This window comes from Streptomyces sp. NPDC104831 (assembly GCF_055583025.1).
In genome coordinates this window covers 1-20294 of the sequence record NZ_JBVJOT010000095.1, presented here as the reverse complement: position 1 = coordinate 20294, position 20294 = coordinate 1, and the positions used below count along the sequence as shown (strand labels likewise).

Below are 20294 nucleotides of genomic sequence, written 5' to 3'. Positions count from 1 at the left end.
GCCCCCTCAGGCGGGGGCCCTCTAATCCGCGGGGGGGGGGGGGGGGGAGGCGTTTGCCCCCCCGGGGCCCCGCGGGGCCCGGGCGGCCCTCCCCCCCCCCGCGCTCCCGCGCGCCCCGCGCCCTCAGGCGCCCACAACCGCCTCCTACGCGCCCACGAGCCTCTTGCGCCGCAGCAGGGAGGCCAGCGCGGAGGCGAACTCCACGGGGTCCACCGGCAGCGTCACAGCCGCGTCCGCACGGCTCCACGTGGCCAGCCACGCGTCCTGCGGCCGGCCCATGAGCAACAGCACCGGCGGGCAGCCGAACACCTCGTCCTTGATCTGCCGGCACACGCCCATGCCGCCCATCGGCACGGCCTCGCCGTCCAGCACGCAGACGTCGACCCCGCCCCTGTCCAGCTCCCGCAGCACCGCGTCCGGGGTCGCGCACTCCACGAACTCCACCAGGGGGACGTCCGGAGCGGGCCGGCGCCCGGCGGCCAGCCGTACTTGTTCGCGAGTGTTGGAGTCGTCGCTATAGACCAGCACCGTGGCGGTCGGCTGCATTGTTCCTCCGGGACGTCGGCGTCGTACGGACGGGACGGGCAGGGCCGTCTGGGCGGATGCTACTCCCCCGAACACCACGTCAGCACCGGTTCGGCGGGCGGCAACACTCCGAACGGCACCCCCCGGAGTGAGCGCGAGATAAGCGACCGACATAATGTCGGTCGTGGCGACAGCAACGACAGTAGAAACAGGGCACGCGCACCCGTCGGTCAACCGGCCGAACCTCACCAGCGTCGGAACCATCATCTGGCTGAGTTCCGAGCTGATGTTCTTCGCGGCCCTCTTCGCGATGTACTTCACCCTCCGGTCGGTGACCGGACCGGACCACTGGAAGGAGATGGCGCACGCGCTGAACGTGCCCTTCTCCGCGACGAACACCACGATCCTGGTGCTCTCCTCCCTCACCTGCCAGCTCGGCGTGTTCGCCGCAGAGCGCGGCGATGTGAAGAAGCTCCGTGGCTGGTTCATCCTCACCTTCATCATGGGTGCGATCTTCATCGGCGGTCAGATCTACGAGTACACCGAGCTGGTGAAGAAGGACGGCATCTCGCTGTCCTCGGACCCGTACGGCTCGGTGTTCTACCTGACCACCGGCTTCCACGGCCTGCACGTGACGGGCGGCCTCATCGCCTTCCTGCTGGTCCTCGGCCGTACCTACATGGCCAAGAGGTTCACTCACGAGCAGGCGACCGCCGCCATCGTCGTGTCCTACTACTGGCACTTCGTCGATGTCGTCTGGATCGGCCTCTTCGCCACGATCTACCTGATCAAGTAGCCGGGATCGTTCCGGCACATCCAGAAGCACCGACGCAGAAGATCCTGACACCGGGGTAATCCGTGAAAAAGCTCTCCGCACGACGACGCCATCCGCTGGCGGCGGTCGTCGTCCTACTCCTCGCGCTGGCGGCCACTGGGGGGCTGTACGCCGCGTTCGCGCCCGCGGGCAAGGCGCAGGCCGATGAATCCTCCCAGTCCCTGACCATCAAGGAGGGCAAGAAGCTCTACGAGGTCGGCTGCGCCAGCTGCCACGGCACCGGTGGCCAGGGCTCCTCCGACGGACCGAGCCTCGTCGGCGTCGGCGCCGCGGCCGTCGACTTCCAGGTCGGCACCGGCCGTATGCCCGCCGCGACCTCGCAGGGCGCCCAGGTCCCGCGCAAGAAGCCCATCTACACGCAGGCCCAGATCGACCAGCTCGCCGCGTACGTCGCGTCGCTGGGCGCCGGCCCGAGCGTGCCCACCAAGCAGCAGTACGGCCCCGACGGCGCGGACATCGCCAAGGGCGGCGAGCTGTTCCGCACCAACTGCGCGCAGTGCCACAACTTCACCGGCAAGGGCGGTGCCCTGACCAAGGGCAAGTTCGCCCCGACGCTGGAGGGTGTCGCTCCGAAGCACATCTACGAGGCCATGCAGACCGGCCCGCAGAACATGCCGTCCTTCCCCGACACCACGATGTCGGAGAAGAACAAGAAGGACATCATCGCGTACCTGAACGCGGTCAACGGTGACAAGACGGAGAACCCGGGTGGTCTGGAGCTGGGCGGCCTCGGGCCGGTCAGCGAGGGCCTGTTCGGCTGGATCTTCGGCCTCGGCACGCTGATCGCGGTCGCCGTCTGGGTCGCCGCTCGGACCGCAAAGGCCAAGAAGTCATGAGTAGCCAAGACATTCCTGAAGAGAACCTGCCCGCTGAGCAGGACCACGCGCACGGCGCGGTAGCGACCGCGGACGAGGAGAACCCGTTCGCGGACCCGGGTCTGCCGCCCCACGAGCACCGGATCCAGGACATCGACGAGCGGGCCGCGAAGCGGTCCGAGCGCGCGGTGGCGTTCCTGTTCACGGTGTCGATGCTGGCCACCCTCGGCTTCATCGTCTCGTACCTGGCGATCCCGAACGACAAGTCGATCTTCGTCTTCCCGATCGGGCACCTGAGCGCGATGAACTTCGCGCTGGGCCTGACGCTGGGCGTGGCGCTGTTCTGCATCGGCGCGGGCGCGGTCCACTGGGCCCGCACGCTGATGTCGGACGTGGAGGTGGCCGACGACCGGCACCCGATCGAGGCGTCTCCCGAGGTCCGGGCGAAGGTCCACGCGGACTTCCGCCAGGGTGCCGCGGAGTCGGGCTTCGGCCGCCGCAAGCTGATCCGCAACACCATGTTCGGCGCGATGGCGCTGGTGCCGCTGTCCGGTGTGATGCTCCTCGGCGGTCTGGGCCCCGCGCCCAAGACGAAGCTGCGGCACACGATGTGGGCCAAGGGCAAGCGCCTGGTCAACATGAACACCAACCAGCCGCTGCGTCCCGAGGACGTGGCCGTCGGCTCGCTGACCTTCGCCATGCCCGACGGTATGTCGGAGCACGACGAGGACTTCCAGAACGAGATCGCCAAGGCGGCCCTGATGATCGTCCGGCTCCAGCCGGGCGACATCAAGGACAAGCGCGAGCTCGACTGGTCGCACCAGGGCATCGTCGCGTACTCGAAGATCTGCACCCACGTGGGCTGCCCGATCTCGCTGTACGAGCAGCAGACGCACCACGTGCTGTGCCCGTGCCACCAGTCCACCTTCGACCTCACCGACGGCGCCCGAGTGATCTTCGGCCCCGCCGGCCACGCCCTGCCGCAGCTGCGCATCGGCGTGGACAGTGAGGGTTACCTCCAGGCGCTCGGCGACTTCGAGGAGCCCGTCGGTCCTGCTTTCTGGGAGCGCGGATGAGTACTGCACCGAACGAAACGCCTTCGTCCGCCGCGGCGGGCCGCTCTCGCGGGAAGGCACCGGCCGGCGAGCGCGTCGCCGACTGGGCCGACGGCCGGCTCGGGATCTACTCCCTGGCCAAGGCCAACATGCGCAAGATCTTCCCCGACCACTGGTCGTTCATGCTGGGCGAAGTGTGCATGTACAGCTTCATCATCGTCATCCTGACGGGTGTCTATCTGACGCTGTTCTTCCACCCGTCGATGAACGAGGTGGAGTACCACGGCAGCTACGTCCCCATGCAGGGACAGCTGATGTCCGAGGCGTTCAACTCGACCCTGCACATCTCCTTCGACGTGCGCGGTGGCCTGCTCATCCGGCAGATCCACCACTGGGGCGCGGTGGTCTTCCTCGCCGGCATGTTCGTGCACATGATGCGCGTGTTCTTCACCGGCGCGTTCCGCAAGCCGCGTGAGGTCAACTGGCTCTTCGGCTTCCTGCTGTTCGTCCTCGGCATGTTCACCGGCTTCACCGGCTACTCGCTCCCGGACGACCTGCTCTCCGGCACCGGTGTCCGCATCGCCGAGGGTCTGGTGCTGTCCATGCCGATCGTCGGCACGTACATCTCGTTCTTCCTCTTCGGCGGCGAGTTCCCCGGCCACGACTTCGTGGCCCGGTTCTACTCGATCCACATCCTGCTGCTGCCGGGCATCATGCTGGGCCTGATGGTGGCCCACCTGATCCTGGTCTTCTACCACAAGCACACGCAGTTCGCGGGTCCCGGCAAGACCGAGAAGAACGTCGTCGGCATGCCGCTGCTGCCGGTCTACATGGCCAAGGCCGGAGGCTTCTTCTTCCTGGTCTTCGGTGTCCTCGCGATGCTCGCCGCGGTCGCGCAGATCAACCCGATCTGGGCGATGGGCCCCTACCGTCCGGACCAGGTGTCCACCGGCGCCCAGCCCGACTGGTACATGGGCTTCTCCGAGGGCTTCGTGCGTGTGATGCCGGGCTGGGAGATCAACGTCGCGGGCCACACCCTGGTCCTCGGTGTCCTCATCCCGCTGCTCGTCTTCGGCCTGATGCTGGTCTCGATCGCGGTCTACCCGTTCATCGAGTCCTGGATCACCGGCGACAAGCGCGAGCACCACATCCTGGACCGCCCGCGCAACGCCCCGACGCGCACCGCGCTCGGTGTCGCCTGGCTGGTGTTCTTCGCCGTGGCCATGCTGGGTGGTGGCAACGACCTGTGGGCGACGCACTTCCACCTGTCGGTCAACTCCGTCACCTACTTCGTCCGGGTCTTCCTGTTCGCCGGTCCGGTCCTCGGGTACATCGTCACCAAGCGGATCTGCCTCGGCCTCCAGCGCCGGGACCGCGAGAAGGTGCTGCACGGTCGGGAGACCGGCATCATCAAGCGGCTGCCGCACGGTGAGTTCATCGAGGTGCACGAGCCGCTCAGCCAGGAGCAGCTGCACACGCTCACCGCGCACGAGCAGTACGCGCCGGCCGAGATCGGCCCGGCGGTCGACGAGAACGGCGTCGAGCGCAAGGTGCCGGCCTCCCAGAAGCTGCGGGCGAAGCTGTCCCACGCCTACTACGGCGAGAACGCCCAGATCCCGAAGCCGAGGGCCGAGGAGTACAAGGAGATCACGAGCGGCCACGGCCACCACTGATCCACCGCTGCTGAACGCCACGCAGGCGGCCCCACGGACCCGGTCCGTGGGGCCGCCCTTTTGTGTACGGAATGTGTCCGGGGTTATCGACCCGTTATCCAGCTGTCGCTGGATCGAGGCTATGATCACATCGTCGTGATCTTGAGCCGGGGCCAGAAGCCCGCACGGGCCGCCCACGGCGTGATAATGGGGGAGACACTGATGGCAGATCCTGCCGAGCCCGAATTCTTCTTCGATCCGACCGATCCCGGTTTCCGTCGGAACCCCTACCCGGTCTACGCGAAGCTCCGCGACGAGCACCCCGTGCTGGCGGGCCCGCTCAACTCCTGGGTGGTCAGCCGCTACGAGGACGTCGAGGCCCTGCTGCGCGACCGCCGGCTCGGCAAGGACCTCGGAGGCACCCAGTTCTTCGCCCAGGTGGCCGGAGGCCCCGACGAGGAGCCGCCGCCGTTCCTGGGCCTCGGTCTGGACGGCTGGGACGCCAACCTCTTCCGGCTGCTGGACCCGCCGGACCACACCAAGCTGCGCAACCTCGTCGCCGCGCCCTTCACCCCGTCCGCGGTGGAGGCGCTGATCACGTCGGTCACCACGGTCGTGGACGAGCTGCTGGCGGACCTGCCCGAGCGGTTCGACGTCATGGAGGTGCTGGCCTCCCAGCTGCCCGTGCGCGTGCTCGGCGACATGATGGGCATCGACCGCGAGGACCAGAAGCTCCTCGCCGCCTGGTCGACGGAGATCGCGCACATCCTGGAGCTGGGCGCCGCGCCGTCGGAGGACGTGGCGATCGCCTGCCAGCGCGCGGTGGCGCAGTGCACCGAGTACTTCGTCAAGGTGCTCAAGGAGCGCGAGGGCGGCGACGGCACCGACCTGATCACCGAGCTGACCCGGGCCGGCGAGACCATCGAGGGCCTGACGATCCACCAGATCGCCGCGGTGTGCGTGCTGCTCATCGTGCCGGGCCTGGACACGTTCGCCAACCTCATCGGCAACGCCGCGGTCATCCTGGCCGAGCACCCGGACGTGCTGGAGCGGCTCGCCGCCGACCACTCCCTCGCGGACGACGTGCTGGACGAGGTGCTGCGCCTGGAGCCGCCCACGCACGCCTCCTGGCGCGTGGTCAACGAGCCGATCACCCTGCACGGCCGGACCATGGAGGCCGGTGCCGTGGTGCTGCTCATGCTGGCCGCGGCCAACCGGGACGAGCGGACCTTCCGGAACCCCGACACCCTGGCCCTCGGCGCGCACGGCCGCAAGCACCTGTCCTTCGGCCGCGGCATCCACTACTGCCTCGGCGACAACCTCTCCCGGCTGATGGCCAAGGAGGCGCTGATCGGGCTCGCCAAGCGCTGCGCCTCGATCAAGCCGGAAGACGACGAGGTGGAGCTGAAGCCCGGCCTGTGGCTGCGCGGTCCGGCCCGGCTGCCCGTCACCACGACTCCCAGGGTGGGCTGAGCCGATGACCACGGAAACCTCCGGCAGTGCCGCGACGGAGCCGATCCTGCTCGAACTCGTCGACGAGGAGGGCCGCACGATCGGGGTCGCCGAGAAGCTCTCGGCGCACCAGGCCCCCGGGCGTCTGCACCGCGCCTTCTCGGTCTTCCTGTTCGACACCGAGGGACGCATGCTGCTCCAGCAGCGCGCCCTGACGAAGTACCACTCGCCGGGCGTGTGGTCCAACACCTGCTGCGGTCATCCGTACCCGGACGAGCCCGCGGAAAAGGCGGCGGCCCGCCGGGTCGGCGAGGAGCTGGGCCTGCACGCAGTCCCGCTGGAGCCGGCCGGCACGGTCACCTACGAGCACCCGGACGAGATCTCCGGGCTGGTCGAGAAGGAGTACAACCACCTCTTCGTCGGCCTGGTGGAGGACACTCCGGAACCGGACCCGTCCGAGATCCACGACTACCGCTTCGTGACCCCGGAGGAGCTGGCCGCGCTGCGCGCCGAGACCGGCTTCTCGGCCTGGTTCCCCACCGTCCTGGAGGCGGCCCTGCCGGGCGTGCGGCGCATCGCGCCGGACAGCGGCTGGTGAGCTAGGCCCCGGCACACGAAAGAGCCGCTGCCGACGGGAGACCGTCGGCAGCGGCTCTTTCGCGAGGCGGCTCAGGCCAGGGCGCGCAGCACGCTGTCGTTGGCGTCGGTGTCGCCGACGGTGAGGCGGACGCCCTCGCCGGCGTAGACGCGGGCGTGGACGTCCTCGGCCTCCAGGGCGGCACGGATCTCCTCGGCCCGCTCCGGTTCGTCCAGCCACAGGAAGTTGGTGTGGCTCGGCAGCACCTTCCAGCCGCCGCGGGCCAGCCCGCCGGACAGCCGCTCCCGCTCCCCGACGATGAGGGCGATCCGCTCCTCCAGCTCCGGCTGGGCGCGCAGGGAGGTCTCCACCGCCACCGCCGACAGGGTGCTCAGGGCGTACGGAAGCTGGTAGCGGCCGATCCTCGCGGCCCACTCGGGGGACGTCACGCCGTACCCGACGCGCATGTTGGCCAGCCCCCAGGCCTTGGAGAACGTGCGCAGCACCAGCAGGTTCGGGAACTCCCGCACCCAGCGCAGCGAGTCCGTGCGGCCGGACGGGGCGACGAACTCGATGTACGCCTCGTCCAGGACGACCAGCACGTGCTCGGGGACCCGGGCGACGAACTCCTTCAGGTCGTCCCCGGCGACCAGCTGACCGGTCGGGTTGTGCGGGTTGCACACGATGACCGCGTCCGCGTCCTGGACCGCCTTCGCCAGGGCGTCGAGGTCCTGGTGGCCGCCCGGGAGCAGGGGCACCTCCAGGGCGCGGGCCCCGACCATGTCGGCGAGCAGGGGATAGGCGTCGAAGTTGCGCCACCCGTATGCCAGCCCCCCGCCGGCGGACACACTCGCCTGGAGCGCCTGGAGGGCGACGCCCACGGACCCCGCGCCGAGGACGACCTGCTCACCGGGCAGCCCCAGCCAGTCGGCGACGATCCCGCGCAGCCGCTCGGGATAGAACTCCGGGTACCGGTTGACCGCACCGGCGTGCCGGGCGATCTCGGCGGCTACGGAGTCGAGCGGCGGCAGCGGGTGTTCGTTCAGCGTGAGCCGATGCGGCTGGGGCATCAGCCGACGCCCACCGACGTGAGCAGGTCGCGCGCGTCCTGGAGCGTGGACTCGACGCCCAGCTCGTTGCCGTTCAGCGTCGGGGTGCCGAACTGCCGCTCCAGGGCCACGATGAATTCGACGACGCCCATCGAGTCCACGCCGGCGTCTTTGAACGACGCGCCCTCGAAGAGGCGGTCGGTGGACTGGGGGAACCGCTCGTCGAGCAGTTCCTTCAGGTTCTGGTCGATGGTGTTCATGATTCTCTTCTCTGTGGAGGGTGTCGTCAGTCGTCGATCACCGTGAGGCCGCCGGGCCAGGTGAGGAGTGCCGAGCCCCAGGTCAGACCGCCGCCGAAGCCGGTGAGGACCACCGGGTCGCCCGCCCGCAGCCGTCCGTCGGCCGCACCCGCGGCGAGCGCGAGCGGGATGGAGGCGGCCACGGTGTTGCCGACCCGGTCGATGTTCTTCACGACGCGCTCGGCGGGCAGCCCGAGCTCCCGGGCGCAGGTGTCGAGGATCCTGACGTTCGCCTGGTGCGGGACCAGGTGGGCGACGTCCCCGGGGGCGAGCGCGGCGGCGTCCAGGACCTTGCGCACCGACCCGGTCATGTACCGGACGGCACGGGTGAAGACCTGCGGGCCGTCCATGTGGAAGTACGCGTCGCCCGGGGCGGCCCCGTCCCCGCTCAGCCGCTGCTCGGAGCCCCCGCCGGGCACCGTGATGAGGTCCACGCCCGCTCCGTCGCTGCCCAGGTCGAAGCCCGTGAGGGCGCCCTGCTCGGACCGGTCGCCGGCGCGCAGCACGACCGCGCCGGCGCCGTCACCGAAGATCACCCGGGTGGTGCGGTCCCGCGGGTCGAGGATGGTGGAGAAGGTGTCCGCGCCGACCACCAGGGCGCTGTCCGCGACCTGGCCGGCGATCAGCCCCGCTGCGGTGGCCAGCGCGTACACGAAGCCCGTGCACACCGCGGCCACGTCGAAGGCGCCGGTCCCGGACAGCCCGAGGGCGGAGGCGACCACCGGGGCGGTCGCGGGGCAGGGGCGGTCCGGGGTGCTCGTGGCGACGACGACCACGTCGACGCGGTCGGTGCCGGCCGACTTCAGCGCCCGGCGCGCCGCCTCGGTGGCGAGGTGCCCGGTGCTCATGCCCGGCGACGCGATGTGCCGCTGGGCGATGCCGGTGCGGGTCCGGATCCACTCGTCGGTGGTGTCCAGCTCCGACGAGAGCATGTCGTTGGTGACCACCCGCGGCGGGAGCCAGGTGCCCAGGCCGCTCAGGATCGCCCCGCGGGTCATGCCCCGGTGCCCTGGTACGGCGGCCGGATGCGGTAACCGGCGCGGGTGGCCTGCTGGTTGGCCTTGCGGGCCCGGGCGATGGCCTTGGCCGTGCGCGGGATCATCCGGCCCGAGACGAAGTCGATGCCGCGCCGGGGGTTCTTGAAGAACGCGTAGTCGTCCTTGATCATCTCCGGGAACATGGAGTCGTGCGTCTGGATGTCGGTCTCCATGAAGATCCGCGCCGTCGGGTGCAGCGTCTGCGGCCAGGAACGGCCGGCGTCCAGGTGCCCCCGGGCGATGTCGATCTCGAACTGGACCAGCTCGCGCAGGGAGTCGCTGATGTAGCCGCTGCCGATCTGGCGGTCGAGGTCCGCCCGGGTCAGGCCGAAGCGGGCGAGGTGGTCCAGCGGGAGGTACAGCCGGCCCAGGTCCAGGTCCTCGCGCAGGTCCCAGATGAAGTCCAGCAGCTGGAAGGCCGTGATGGTGCGCCGGCACAGCTCCTCGGCGTCCTCGCTCAGCGGCTCGAAGATCTGGTTGATCCAGATCGCGGGCAGCAGCGTGACGGTCTCCAGGAAGTCGTCCAGCTCCTCCTCGTTCGCGTACTCGTACGTCGTCAGGGCCTTGCGGTGGCCGTCGACGAACTCGGGCACGCGCAGGTAGGGCAGGTCCCAGGTGCGCAGGGTGTGGACCAGGGCGCGGGCCAGGGCGGCGTCCGTCTGCTCCGACAGCGACGGCGGGTGCTCGCCGCCCAGCTCCTCGCCCTTGGCGACGGCCAGGTAGGTGCGCTGCCACTCGTCCAGCCGGCGGGCCCGGACGTCGACGCTCAGGTTGATGTCGTCGGCCAGGTCGTCGATGTAGCAGACGAACGAGAAGAAGGTGTCGAAGTAGGGCCGCTTGGCCGGGTGCATCATGTAGCGGCCGAGGAAGCGGCCCCGGCCGATCTTGCGGAACAGCTGGGAGCTCGCGATGTAGTCGGCGCGCAGCCCGGAGTCCGTGATGCCTGCGAGGTCCAGCTCTTGCACTGTCATGTGGTTTCTTTCCGATGGGGTCCGCGCGTCACCGCCGCCCCGCTCGGCCGGATGCGGCGGCGGGACGTGTGCGGCGACGCGCGGACGGAGGCGTACTGAGGCGTACGAAGACGTACGGAGGCGTGCGGCGGGCGACGCGTCAGAGAGCGCTGCCGGTCATCTCGTACGGGACGGCGGACCGCCGCGGCGCGGGCACGGACACGGTCGGGGCGTCGGCGGGGAGGAAGGAGGCGAAGGGCGGCTCCTCCTCCACGGTGAGCCGGAGTTCCAGGACGCCGGGCAGGTGCGCGTGGCGCCGGTACTCGTCCAGCCGCTGGGACAGCTCGGCGGCGGTGCCGGCGCTCGCGGCCCACAGCCGGTCCGGGCCGCCGAGACCGCGCGCCACCGTGCACACGTCGACGGGCGTGTAGTCCACGGCGGTGATCCGGGAGTCGAAGAACCGCTGCTGGCGCGAGGCGCACATGCCGTGCATGCCGTTGTTGAAGACGACGTAGAGGATGGGCAGCCCCAGCTCCACGGCGGTGTGCGCCTCCAGGCCGCTCATCAGGAACGCGCCGTCACCGCAGAACACCACGGTCCGGGTGCCCTCCGGCGAGCCCAGCTGGGCGCCGACCGCGGCCCCGACGCTGTAGCCCATGCCGCCCATCCCCAGCGCGATGGTGGAGGAGGAGCCGGCCGGGACGCTGCCGTAGTGCATGGAGGCGACGGCGCAGTTCCCGGCGTCGTACAGCAGGTGCCCGTCGCGGGGCAGGTGGTCCTGGAGCAGCCGGACGGCCTCGCTCTGCAGCAGCGCGTCCTCGTCGGTCCGCCCGGTGCGCCCCGGGACGGGGACGGCGGGCCGGGCCACGAAGCGGGTCAGCTCGTAGCCGGTGACCGGCGGGGCCGTGAAGGGCCGCTCGGCGCGCAGCCGTTCCAGCAGCCGGAACACCTCGCCGATGTCCCCGCGGACCGTGGTGTCGGCGAGGCGGGAGCGCTCGATCTCACCGAGGTCGATGTTGACCGCGCCGGCGCGCGCCGGGTCCCAGTCGCCGAGCGCCCGCCGGGTCATCATGGCCAGCCCCGTGCCCACCAGGACCACGAAGTCGGACTTGGCCACATACTCGGCCGCCGAGGGATGACCGCCCTCGCCGACGACCCCCAGGTACAGGTCGCTGTCGTTCGGGAACTCGCCGCGCGCGCCCATGGTGGTCACCACGGGGATCCGGGTCCGCTCGGCGAAGACGCGCACCGCCTCGGGGTCGCAGGACCGGCGGTTGCCGTGCCCGACCAGCAGCACCGGGGCACTGGCCTCGCGCAGCCGGTCGAAGAGGGCGGACGCGTCCTGTTCGGGCAGCGGTTCGGGTTCGATGAAGGCGCCGAGGTGGTCCGGCCAGTCGGCCGGGAGGTCGCCGACCTCCAGCTCGTAGCAGTCCCGGGGGAGCAGCAGGGCCACCGGGCCCTTGCGCCCGCTCAGGCAGGTGGTGACGGCGTCGCGCAGCAGGTCCCAGAAGCCCTCCGCCCCGGTGACCCGGACGGCCTTCTTGGTGATGGCCCGCAGCAGCGCCAGACCGTCCACGGTCCGGCCGATCCCGGAGGCGTCCTGGAAGGAGCCGCGGCCGTCCAGTGCGGCCGGCGGCTGCCCGACCAGCGCGAGGACCGGTACCGACTCGGCGTGCGACTCCGCCAGCCCGGCCACCAGGTTCATCATCCCGCCGCCGGAGGTCGCACAGCACACCCCCAGCGTGCGGTGGACCCGGGCGCGGGCGTCCGCCATGAACGCCGCCCCGTCCTCCCGCTTCGCCAGCACCGACGTCAGACGGCCCTGACCGAGCCTTTCGACCGCATCGTGGACGTGCTCGATGTTCGCGCCACTGACTCCGAATACGTACCTGGTGTCCAGATCGCGCAGAACCGTGACCAAGGCATCGGCCAGCCGCATTAATCCCCCATGTGTGGCGTGTGCTTCGTCGTGGAGCTGAACGGGGCGGCCGGGGCCGCCCCGCGGCGGGCTCAGGCCTTGTCGGCGCCGAAGCGGTGCTCCAGGATCCGCTTGAGGTTGCCCATCTCGATGCTGTGACCGGCGTGGAAGACGGGCCAGATGTCACCGACCCAGACGCGGTCGGTGCGCGCCCGGCCCTCGGCGATGTAGTCCGGGACGTTCTCCGTGGCGCGGTCGTAGTACGGGTGCTTGCAGTTGGTCCACAGCACCACGGTGCCCGGCTTGTCGAGCACCTTCGACGAGTCGATGATGGTCATGTAGTAGCGCATCCACAGCTCGTGGCCCTGGTCCCAGGCGCACGGGTAGACCACGAGACCGTGCTCGGGGCCCTTCTGCGCCTCGGCGCGGATGTAGATGTCCGTGTTCGGCTGGATCATCTCGTCCGCGCGGTACAGACCGCCGCCGAGGTGCTTCATGTTGCGGATGGAGTACGTCCACTCCTCCAGGGAGCGGGCGTTGGCGGCGTACTCGAAGACGATGTCGTAGGGGACGTTGATGTGCTCGGCGAGGGAACAGTACTGACCGAAGATCTCGCCGTGGTCGTACGTCTCCTTCGTCTTGCTCTCCATGAGCTTCATCATGTCGTCCATGCCGGTGTTCTCGTTCCACACCAGGTCCAGGCCCTCGAGGTCGGACCGGTCCAGGACGTAGTTCTGAGCGAGACCGGACTCGTCGGGAACGCGCGCGGACATACTTCTCCTCATGCAGTGGGTAAGGGAATGAACGAAATGAAGGGAAATGAAAGGAAAGGAGGGGGAACGGGCAGGCGGGTGTGCCCGGGAAGGTCAGTTCCAGCGCCAGACCATGGAACCGACGAGTTCTCCGCCGTGCGAGAAGGTCGCGAACGCGATGAGATCGCCGGGCGAGATCATCTTCTTGTCGAGGGCGTCGGCGAAAGTCACCGGAAGGGTGCCCTGGAACATGTTGCCGTAGGTGGCGAGCGTGTCGTGCGCGCGGGAATCGTCGAATCCGCAGCGCTTGCGCCACTCGGCGACGTATTTCTCGTTCGGCTGGTGGGTGATCAGGAAGGCGATGTCCTCGTTCGCCACACCGGCCTTCTCCAGCGCGACGTCGACCGCCTGGGGAAGCTGCTCCATGGTGACGGTGTACAGACGCGCCAGCATGGACTGGTCGAACTTCACGGTCAGCGCGCCGGAACCCGCCGACCAGTAGGGGATCTCCATGCCCTCGACGGTGTCCGGCTCGACCTTGAGCGCTCCCCAGTTCTCCCCGAACGCCTGCTCGTGGATGGAGAGGATGGTGGGCTCGCCGCCGGCCGTGACGAGGGTGGCGGACGCGCCGTCACCGAGCACCCGGGACTCCGGGGCCTTCTGGAACTCCTCCAGCCGGGAGACGAAGTTGGTGACCGTGACCACCGCGACCGTACGGTACTGGCCCGAGTCGATGAAGGCCCGGGCCGTGTTGATGGAGGAGATCCAGGAGCAGCAGCCGTTGTCGACCTGCAGTACGGCGGCCTTGGTGGCGCCGACCGCGTACTGGATGGCCGTGCCGACGCCGGGCGAGAAGGCGTCGTTCAGCTGGGAGGCGCAGATGATGAGGTCGACGTCCTCGGCCCGTACGCCGTTTCGCTCCAGGAGCTTCTCGAGCGCCTTCGTGCCCAGCTGGGCTGACGTGTAGTCGGGCCACGCGAAGCGCCGCTCGTGCACGCCCGCGAAGAACGCGTGGTCGCCGAGATCGCCGTCCTCGCCTGACAGCTCGCTGTTCCGGACCACCCGCTCCGGCATGAAATTAACCACGTCGACAATGCGAGTTTGTGACACGAATTTTTCCCCGTCTTTGTACTGATGCTGCCCGCGGAAATGCCGATCGGACATACTTCGGGGCCCCGAGAGAACAATGAAAAGCTCGTTGACCGGCCCCGCTTCCCCCGTCGTTGCGCAGGCGACGGAGGGGAATTCCCTTGCGCGGTGAGAACGAAAATCACCTTATGATCACGGTGATAACGGATCGATACCGGCGAGGTAACCAGATGGTAACGTTCGGTCGGCTGTTTGGCCGAATCCCGCCATATCGCAGCGAGTTGATGACCCGTCGGGTTCCACGGCGCGGCTGGTTTACCGCAGCGCGCCGCCAAACGTGAGCTTTCTAACGCCGATTCACCGATGGCCGGATTACGGGGTGGTGAACGGGGTCCGGCCGCCCCTCCGTCCGGGCCGCGCCGTACGGCCGCGCGCGGAGCCCCCGCGGCCGTACGGAGGGGCGGCCCGGCGGGCGGTCGCGGCCCTCCCGTTCGAAACACCCCCGGCCGGAGTAATGGCCCGGCTATCCGGACAATCTGCGTAGTACGGTGTGAATACACCAAACCACGGCGGTCTGGAGCACTATGGGAAACCGGGACATGCCGGAAGGGCGCCCGCCTGCCGAGCAGCCCGCCGGCACGGGTGTGCACGGTGCCGTCTCGGTGGCCGACGAGGAGAATCCGTTCGCGGACCCCGGACTGCCCCCGCACGAGCACCGGATCCAGGACGTCGACGAGCGGGCCGCGAAGCGGTCCGAGCGCACGGTGGCCCGGCTGTTCACGCTGTCGATGCTGGCCACCCTCGGCTTCATCGTCGCCTACCTGACCATCCCGAACGACAAGTCGGTCTACGTCTTCCCCCTCGGCCGTCTCAGCGCGATGAACCTCGCGCTCGGCCTGACGCTGGGCGTGGCCCTCTTCTGCATCGGCGCGGGCGCGGTCCACTGGGCCCGCACCCTGATGTCGGACGTGGAGGTGGCCGACGACCGGCACCCGATCGAGGCGTCGCCCGAGGTCCGGACGAAGGTCCACGCGGACTTCCGCCAGGGCGCCGCCGAGTCGGGCCTCGGCCGCCGCAAGCTGATCCGCACCACCATGCTCGGCGCGATGGCCCTGGTGCCGCTGTCCGGTGTGATGCTCCTCGGCGGTCTCGGGCCGGCACCGGGCACCACCCTGCGCCACACCCTGTGGGCCAAGGGCAAGCGCCTGGTCAACATGAACACCGACCAGCCGCTGCGCCCGGAGGACGTGCCCGTCGGCTCACTGACCTTCGCCAAGCCCGACGGCCTGGCGGAACACGACGAGGACTTCCAGGACGAGATCGCCAAGGCGGCCCTGATGATCGTCCGGCTCCAGCCGGGCGACATCAAGGACAGGCGCGAGCTCGACTGGTCGCACCAGGGCATCGTCGCCTACTCGAAGATCTGCACCCACGTCGGCTGCCCGATCTCGCTGTACGAACAGCAGACGCACCACGTGCTCTGCCCCTGCCACCAGTCCACCTTCGACCTCACCGACGGCGCCCGAGTGATCTTCGGCCCCGCCGGCCACGCCCTGCCGCAATTGCGCATCGGCGTGGACAGCGAGGGTTACCTCCAGGCGCTCGGCGACTTCGAGGAGCCCGTCGGTCCTGCTTTCTGGGAGCGCGGATGAGTACTGCACCGACCGAGAACCCCCGCCCCGGCACGGCCGGCCGCCGTCGCGGGACGGCACCGGCCGGCGAGCGCCTGGCCGACTGGGCCGACGGGCGGCTGGGGCTCTACACCCTGGCCAAGGCCAACCTGCGCAAGATCTTCCCCGACCACTGGTCGTTCATGCTGGGCGAGGTCTGCCTCTACTCCTTCCTGATCATCATCCTGACGGGTGTCTTCCTGACGCTGTTCTTCCACCCGTCGATGAACGAGGTGACGTACCACGGCAGCTACGTGCCGCTCCAGGGGCAGCTGATGTCCGAGGCGTTCAGCTCGACCCTGCACCTCTCCTTCGACGTGCGCGGCGGCCTGCTCATGCGGCAGATCCACCACTGGGGCGCGGTCGTGTTCATCGCCGGGATGTTCGTGCACATGATGCGCGTGTTCTTCTCCGGCGCGTTCCGCAAGCCCCGCGAACTCAACTGGCTCTTCGGCTTCCTGCTGCTCGTCCTCGGCATGTTCACCGGCTTCACCGGCTACTCCCTGCCGGACGACCTGCTCTCCGGCACCGGTGTCCGCTTCATGGAGGGCGCGATCCTGTCCGTGCCGATCGTCGGCACGTACCTGTCGTTCTTCCTCTTCGGCGGCCAGTTCCCGGGCCACGACTTCGTGGCCCGCTTCTACACCATCCACATCCTGCTGCTGCCGGGCATCATGCTGGGACTCGTGGTGGCCCACCTGATCCTGGTCTTCTACCACAAGCACACCCAGTTCACGGGCCCCGGCAAGACCGAGAAGAACGTCGTCGGCATGCCGCTGATGCCCGTGTACATGGCCAAGGCCGGAGGCTTCTTCTTCCTGGTCTTCGGTGTCCTCGCGGCCCTCTCCGCCATCGCCCAGATCAACCCGATCTGGGCGATCGGCCCCTACCGCCCCGACCAGGTCTCCACCGGCGCCCAGCCCGACTGGTACATGGGCATGGCCGAGGGGCTGATCCGCGCCATGCCCGGCTGGGAGATCCGCTTCTGGGGCCACACCCTCGTCATGGGCGTGTTCGTCCCGCTGGTCGTGTTCGGCCTGATGCTCGCGGCCATCGCGGTCTACCCGTTCGTCGAGGCGTGGATCACCGGCGACAAGCGCGAGCACCACATCCTGGACCGCCCGCGCAACGCCCCGACGCGCACCGCGCTCGGCGTCGCCTGGCTGACCCTGTACTTCGTGATGCTGATCGGCGGCGGCAACGACATCTTCGCCACCCACTTCCACCTGTCGATCAACGCCGTCACCTGGTTCGTCCGGATCGCCTACTTCGTCGGCCCGGTCATCGCCTTCCTCGTCACCAAGCGGATCTGCCTGGGCCTCCAGCGCCGGGACCGCGACAAGGTGCTGCACGGCCGCGAGACCGGCATCGTCCAGCGGCTCCCGCACGGCGAGTACATCGAGGTGCACGAACCGCTCAGCCAGGAGCAGCTGCACACGCTCACCTCGCACAAGCAGTACACGCCGGACGAGATCGGCCCGGCCGTCGACGAGAACGGCGTCGAGCGCAGGGTCCCGGCCTCGGAGAAGCTGCGCGTGAAGCTGTCGAACGCCTACTTCGGCGAGGAGAGCCAGATCCCCAAGCCGACCGTGGACGAGTACAAGGAGATCGCGGGCGGCCACGGCCACCACTGACCCCCGCCGCGCCGAGGGGCCCCGTCCGGGTTGCGGGACGGGGCCCCTCGGCGTGCGTCCGGCTGGATAGGGTGGGGACGACGAGCAGGCATCTGGACAAGGAGCGGCTGATGAGCGCTGTGACCCCCGCTGGAGGCGACACCGCGGCGGGCCGCTCCTGGCCCGTCCTGCTGAACGGTCTGCTGGAGGGCCGGGACCTGGCCGCCGACGACACCGCCTGGGCGATGGACAAGATCATGCGCGGCGAGGCGACCGACGCGCAGATCGCCGGGTTCGCGGTGGCGCTGCGCGCGAAGGGGCAGACGGTCGAGGAGATCACCGGTCTGGTCCGCACGATGTACCGGCACGCGAACGTGATCGAGGTGCCCGGCCGCACCGTCGACATCGTCGGCACCGGCGGCGACGGGGCCAAGACGGTGAACATCTCCACCATGGCCTCGCTGGTCGTGGCCGGCACGGGCGCGAAGGTCGTCAAGCACGGCAACCGGGCCGCGTCCTCGGCCTCCGGCTCCTCCGACGTGCTGGAGAAGCTCGGGGTCAACCTCGACCTGACGCCCCGCCGGGTGGCCGAGGTCGCGGAGGAGGCCGGCATCACCTTCTGCTTCGCCGTGAAGTTCCACCCGGCGCTGCGCCATGTCGGCGCCGCGCGCGGGCAGTTGGGCATCCGCACGGTGTTCAACCTGCTCGGTCCGCTGACCAACCCGGCGCGGGTGCGGGCCCAGGCGGTCGGCGTGGCCGTCGCCCGCGAGGCCCCGATCGTCGCGGGCGTGCTCGCCGAACGCGGCAACTCCTCGCTGGTCTTCCGCGGCGACGACGGGCTGGACGAGCTGACCACGACGGCCACCTCCCGGGTCTGGGTGGTGCGCGACGGCAAGGTGGCCGAGGAGTCCTTCGACCCCCGGGACGTCGGCATCGACCTGGTCCCGGTGGAGGCGCTGCGCGGCGGCGACCCGGAGTACAACGCCGAGGTCGCGCGCCGGCTGCTGGAGGGCGAGCGGGGCGCCGTGCGGGACGCCGTCCTGCTGAACTCCGCGGCGGCGCTGGCGGCCCTTGACCCGACGGACGAGCCGCTCGCCGACCGGATCCGCGCGGGGATCGCGAAGGCCGCCGAGTCCGTCGACTCCGGAGCGGCCGGGCGCGTGCTGGAGCGCTGGGTGGCCGCCAGCAACGCCTGATCCGGCCCCGGCGGGGACCGTCCCGCGATCCGGACACCGGGTTGCGGGACGGCGATCACTTCACGTACGTTCCTGTACCAGGTCATGAGTGACAGTCATGAGGCCCCGGCCGACTGTCCGGCAACCCTCCGTCCGTGGCGGGGTGCCCCGGGTGAAGACCAGGCCGTGGACAGCAGGGTCCACGGCAAGCGCGGATCCCTCGCACCACCAGGGATCCTGGTCGTCGGGGAGTCTTCCGTGAGCAAGCGAATGCGTTAGGGCCGCAGAGCCCCGCCTCCGCACACCCTTTTCTCCCCTTCGCCTTCCTTCCTCGCATTCCTTCACGGGAGTCCGCCATGTCTGTCTGCACCGCTGCCGCCGACCAGTCGCTTTGCACCCCTCTGCCCGTTCTGGGGCGAGATGTCACCGTCCCGCTGGTCACCGGCGGAGAAGTCGCCTACGCGGCCCTCGACTACGCGGCCAGCGCCCCCGCCCTCCAGCGCGTCTGGGACGACGTCGCCGCCTACGCCCCCTACTACGGCAGCGTCCACCGCGGGGCCGGCTACCTCTCCCAGCTCTCCACCGACCTGTTCGAGAACGCCCGCAGGACCGTCGCCGAGTTCCTCGGCTGCCGGGCCGGCGACCAGGTGGTGTTCACCCGCTCCACCACCGACTCCCTGAACCTGCTGGCCCGGGTGATCCCGGCCGACTGCCAGGTCTTCGTCTTCGAGACCGAGCACCACGCCTCCCTGCTGCCCTGGCAGCACGCCCGGGTCACCTACCTCGACGCCCCGCGCACCCCCGGCCAGGCCGTGCAGATCCTGGAGCGGGCCCTCGCCGACCGCGACCCGTACGGCCCCGCCCTGGTCTGCGTCACCGGCGCCTCCAACGTCACCGGAGAGCTGTGGCCGGTGCGCGAACTGGCCGCCGCCGCGCACGCGCACGGTGCCCGGATCGTCCTGGACGCCGCCCAGCTCGCCCCGCACCACCCGGTGTCCGTCGCGGACCTCGACGTCGACTGGATCGCCTTCTCCGGCCACAAGCTCTACGCCCCCTTCGGCTCCGGCGTCCTCGCCGGCCGCGCCGACTGGCTCCAGGCGGCCGAGCCGTACCTCGCGGGCGGCGGCGCCAGCCGCCGGGTGACCCGGCGCGAGGACGGCGGGGTGGCCGTCGAGTGGCACGAGACCGCGGCCCGCCACGAGGCCGGCTCCCCGAACGTCATCGGCGCCTACGCCATCGCCTCCGCCTGCAAGGCCCTCACCGAGGCCGGCTGGGACACCCTGGTCGCCCGCGAACGGCACCTGATCGACAAGGTCCGCGCGGGCCTGGCCGAGATCCCCGAGGTGCGCGTGCTGTCCCTGTTCGGCGACGACGCCCCGCGCGTCGGCGTCCTCTCCTTCGTCGTCCGGGGCTGGAACAGCTCCCACTTCGCCGCCGCGCTCTCCGCCGAGTACGGCATCGGCGTCCGCGACGGCCTCTTCTGCGCCCACCCGCTGGTGCGCACCCTGCTCGGCACCGACCCGGGGACCCAGGGCGAGTGCGGCGCCCCCGAGGCGGCCCCCGGCGAGAAGTCCCTCAACGCCATCCGCGTCAGCTTCGGCGCGGGCACCCCCGACGAGCACGTGGAGCGCTTCGTGAACGCCGTCGGGGAGCTGGTCCGGGACGGCGCGAAGTGGCGGTACCGCACGGAGGAGGGCCGCTGCGTGCCGGCGGTCTGAGACCGGACGAGGAGCAGCGGGGGGGGGGGGGGGGGGGGGGGGGGGGGGGGGGGGGGGGGGGGGGGGGGGGGGGGGGGGGGGGGGGGGGGGGGTGGGGGGGGGGGGGGGGGGGG

Annotated in this window: 18 protein-coding genes and 1 riboswitch; of the genes, 10 read left to right on the top strand and 8 right to left on the bottom strand. The window is 70.1% G+C overall.

Annotated features, from left to right (window positions below):
* Positions 1 to 144: 144 nt before the first annotated feature.
* Positions 145 to 546 (bottom strand): response regulator, encoded by a 402-nt coding sequence (locus tag ACZ63H_RS36415; RefSeq protein ID WP_469872565.1) that lies wholly within the window; start codon positions 544 to 546, stop codon positions 145 to 147.
* A 154-nt stretch (positions 547 to 700) separates the two neighbouring features.
* Between ACZ63H_RS36415 and ctaE the strand changes: the two genes are divergently transcribed.
* The 6 genes from ctaE (at position 701) to idi (ending at position 6932) form a co-directional block, all read left to right on the top strand.
* Positions 701 to 1321, top strand: coding sequence for an aa3-type cytochrome oxidase subunit III (ctaE, locus tag ACZ63H_RS36410; RefSeq protein ID WP_030616646.1), 621 nt, complete (start codon positions 701 to 703; stop codon positions 1319 to 1321).
* Between the two features lie 62 nt (positions 1322 to 1383).
* Positions 1384 to 2196, top strand: a complete 813-nt coding sequence (gene qcrC / locus ACZ63H_RS36405; protein ID WP_030783242.1) for a cytochrome bc1 complex diheme cytochrome c subunit — start codon at positions 1384 to 1386, stop codon at positions 2194 to 2196.
* Positions 2193 to 3251: a cytochrome bc1 complex Rieske iron-sulfur subunit gene (gene qcrA / locus ACZ63H_RS36400; RefSeq protein ID WP_469872562.1), complete on the top strand. Its 1059-nt coding sequence runs from the start codon at positions 2193 to 2195 to the stop codon at positions 3249 to 3251. Before qcrC ends, qcrA (ACZ63H_RS36400) begins: the two co-directional genes overlap by 4 nt.
* Complete coding sequence (qcrB, locus tag ACZ63H_RS36395) at positions 3248 to 4903, top strand: cytochrome bc1 complex cytochrome b subunit (protein WP_469872561.1); 1656 nt, start codon at positions 3248 to 3250, stop codon at positions 4901 to 4903. The genes qcrA (ACZ63H_RS36400) and qcrB (ACZ63H_RS36395) overlap by 4 nt, the downstream gene beginning before the upstream one ends.
* A gap of 201 nt (positions 4904 to 5104) precedes the next feature.
* Positions 5105 to 6355 carry a cytochrome P450 gene (locus ACZ63H_RS36390; protein WP_469872559.1) on the top strand — a complete coding sequence of 417 codons (1251 nt, stop codon included), beginning with the start codon at positions 5105 to 5107 and terminating at the stop codon, positions 6353 to 6355.
* 4 nt (positions 6356 to 6359) lie between these two features.
* Positions 6360 to 6932, top strand: a complete 573-nt coding sequence (idi, locus tag ACZ63H_RS36385; RefSeq protein WP_469872557.1) for an isopentenyl-diphosphate Delta-isomerase — start codon at positions 6360 to 6362, stop codon at positions 6930 to 6932.
* A gap of 71 nt (positions 6933 to 7003) precedes the next feature.
* Here the strand turns inward: idi and ACZ63H_RS36380 are convergent, their stop codons facing one another.
* The 7 genes from ACZ63H_RS36380 to ACZ63H_RS36350 form a co-directional block, all read right to left on the bottom strand.
* Positions 7004 to 7981, bottom strand: coding sequence for an aminotransferase class I/II-fold pyridoxal phosphate-dependent enzyme (locus ACZ63H_RS36380; RefSeq protein WP_469872555.1), 978 nt, complete (start codon positions 7979 to 7981; stop codon positions 7004 to 7006).
* Positions 7981 to 8220 carry an acyl carrier protein gene (locus ACZ63H_RS36375; RefSeq protein ID WP_469872553.1) on the bottom strand — a complete coding sequence of 80 codons (240 nt, stop codon included), beginning with the start codon at positions 8218 to 8220 and terminating at the stop codon, positions 7981 to 7983. Before ACZ63H_RS36375 ends, ACZ63H_RS36380 begins: the two co-directional genes overlap by 1 nt.
* A gap of 26 nt (positions 8221 to 8246) precedes the next feature.
* Entirely contained in the window at positions 8247 to 9257 is a 1011-nt protein-coding gene (locus ACZ63H_RS36370) for a beta-ketoacyl-ACP synthase III (protein ID WP_469872551.1), read from the bottom strand.
* A complete protein-coding gene (locus ACZ63H_RS36365) occupies positions 9254 to 10267 on the bottom strand; it encodes a phytoene/squalene synthase family protein (protein ID WP_469872549.1) in 1014 nt (337 codons plus the stop codon). The genes ACZ63H_RS36370 and ACZ63H_RS36365 overlap by 4 nt, the downstream gene beginning before the upstream one ends.
* A gap of 139 nt (positions 10268 to 10406) precedes the next feature.
* Positions 10407 to 12185 carry a thiamine pyrophosphate-binding protein gene (locus ACZ63H_RS36360; RefSeq protein ID WP_469872547.1) on the bottom strand — a complete coding sequence of 593 codons (1779 nt, stop codon included), beginning with the start codon at positions 12183 to 12185 and terminating at the stop codon, positions 10407 to 10409.
* 71 nt (positions 12186 to 12256) lie between these two features.
* Entirely contained in the window at positions 12257 to 12937 is a 681-nt protein-coding gene (locus ACZ63H_RS36355) for a hypothetical protein (RefSeq protein ID WP_467940218.1), read from the bottom strand.
* 93 nt (positions 12938 to 13030) lie between these two features.
* Positions 13031 to 14002 carry a 3-oxoacyl-ACP synthase III family protein gene (locus ACZ63H_RS36350; RefSeq protein WP_469872545.1) on the bottom strand — a complete coding sequence of 324 codons (972 nt, stop codon included), beginning with the start codon at positions 14000 to 14002 and terminating at the stop codon, positions 13031 to 13033.
* Between the two features lie 587 nt (positions 14003 to 14589).
* Here ACZ63H_RS36350 and qcrA (ACZ63H_RS36345) point away from each other — a divergent pair.
* The 4 genes from qcrA (ACZ63H_RS36345) (at position 14590) to ACZ63H_RS36330 (ending at position 20181) form a co-directional block, all read left to right on the top strand.
* On the top strand, positions 14590 to 15657 hold the full coding sequence (gene qcrA, locus ACZ63H_RS36345; protein ID WP_469872543.1) for a cytochrome bc1 complex Rieske iron-sulfur subunit: 1068 nt from the start codon (positions 14590 to 14592) through the stop codon (positions 15655 to 15657).
* Positions 15654 to 17309 (top strand): cytochrome bc1 complex cytochrome b subunit, encoded by a 1656-nt coding sequence (qcrB, locus tag ACZ63H_RS36340; RefSeq protein ID WP_469872541.1) that lies wholly within the window; start codon positions 15654 to 15656, stop codon positions 17307 to 17309. Before qcrA (ACZ63H_RS36345) ends, qcrB (ACZ63H_RS36340) begins: the two co-directional genes overlap by 4 nt.
* Positions 17310 to 17419: 110 nt before the next feature.
* A complete protein-coding gene (gene trpD / locus ACZ63H_RS36335; RefSeq protein ID WP_469872539.1) occupies positions 17420 to 18484 on the top strand; it encodes an anthranilate phosphoribosyltransferase in 1065 nt (354 codons plus the stop codon).
* Positions 18485 to 18564: 80 nt separating this feature from the next.
* Positions 18565 to 18681: riboswitch (SAM riboswitch) on the top strand.
* 138 nt (positions 18682 to 18819) lie between these two features.
* Positions 18820 to 20181, top strand: coding sequence for an aminotransferase class V-fold PLP-dependent enzyme (locus ACZ63H_RS36330; protein WP_469872537.1), 1362 nt, complete (start codon positions 18820 to 18822; stop codon positions 20179 to 20181).
* Positions 20182 to 20294 lie beyond the last annotated feature (113 nt).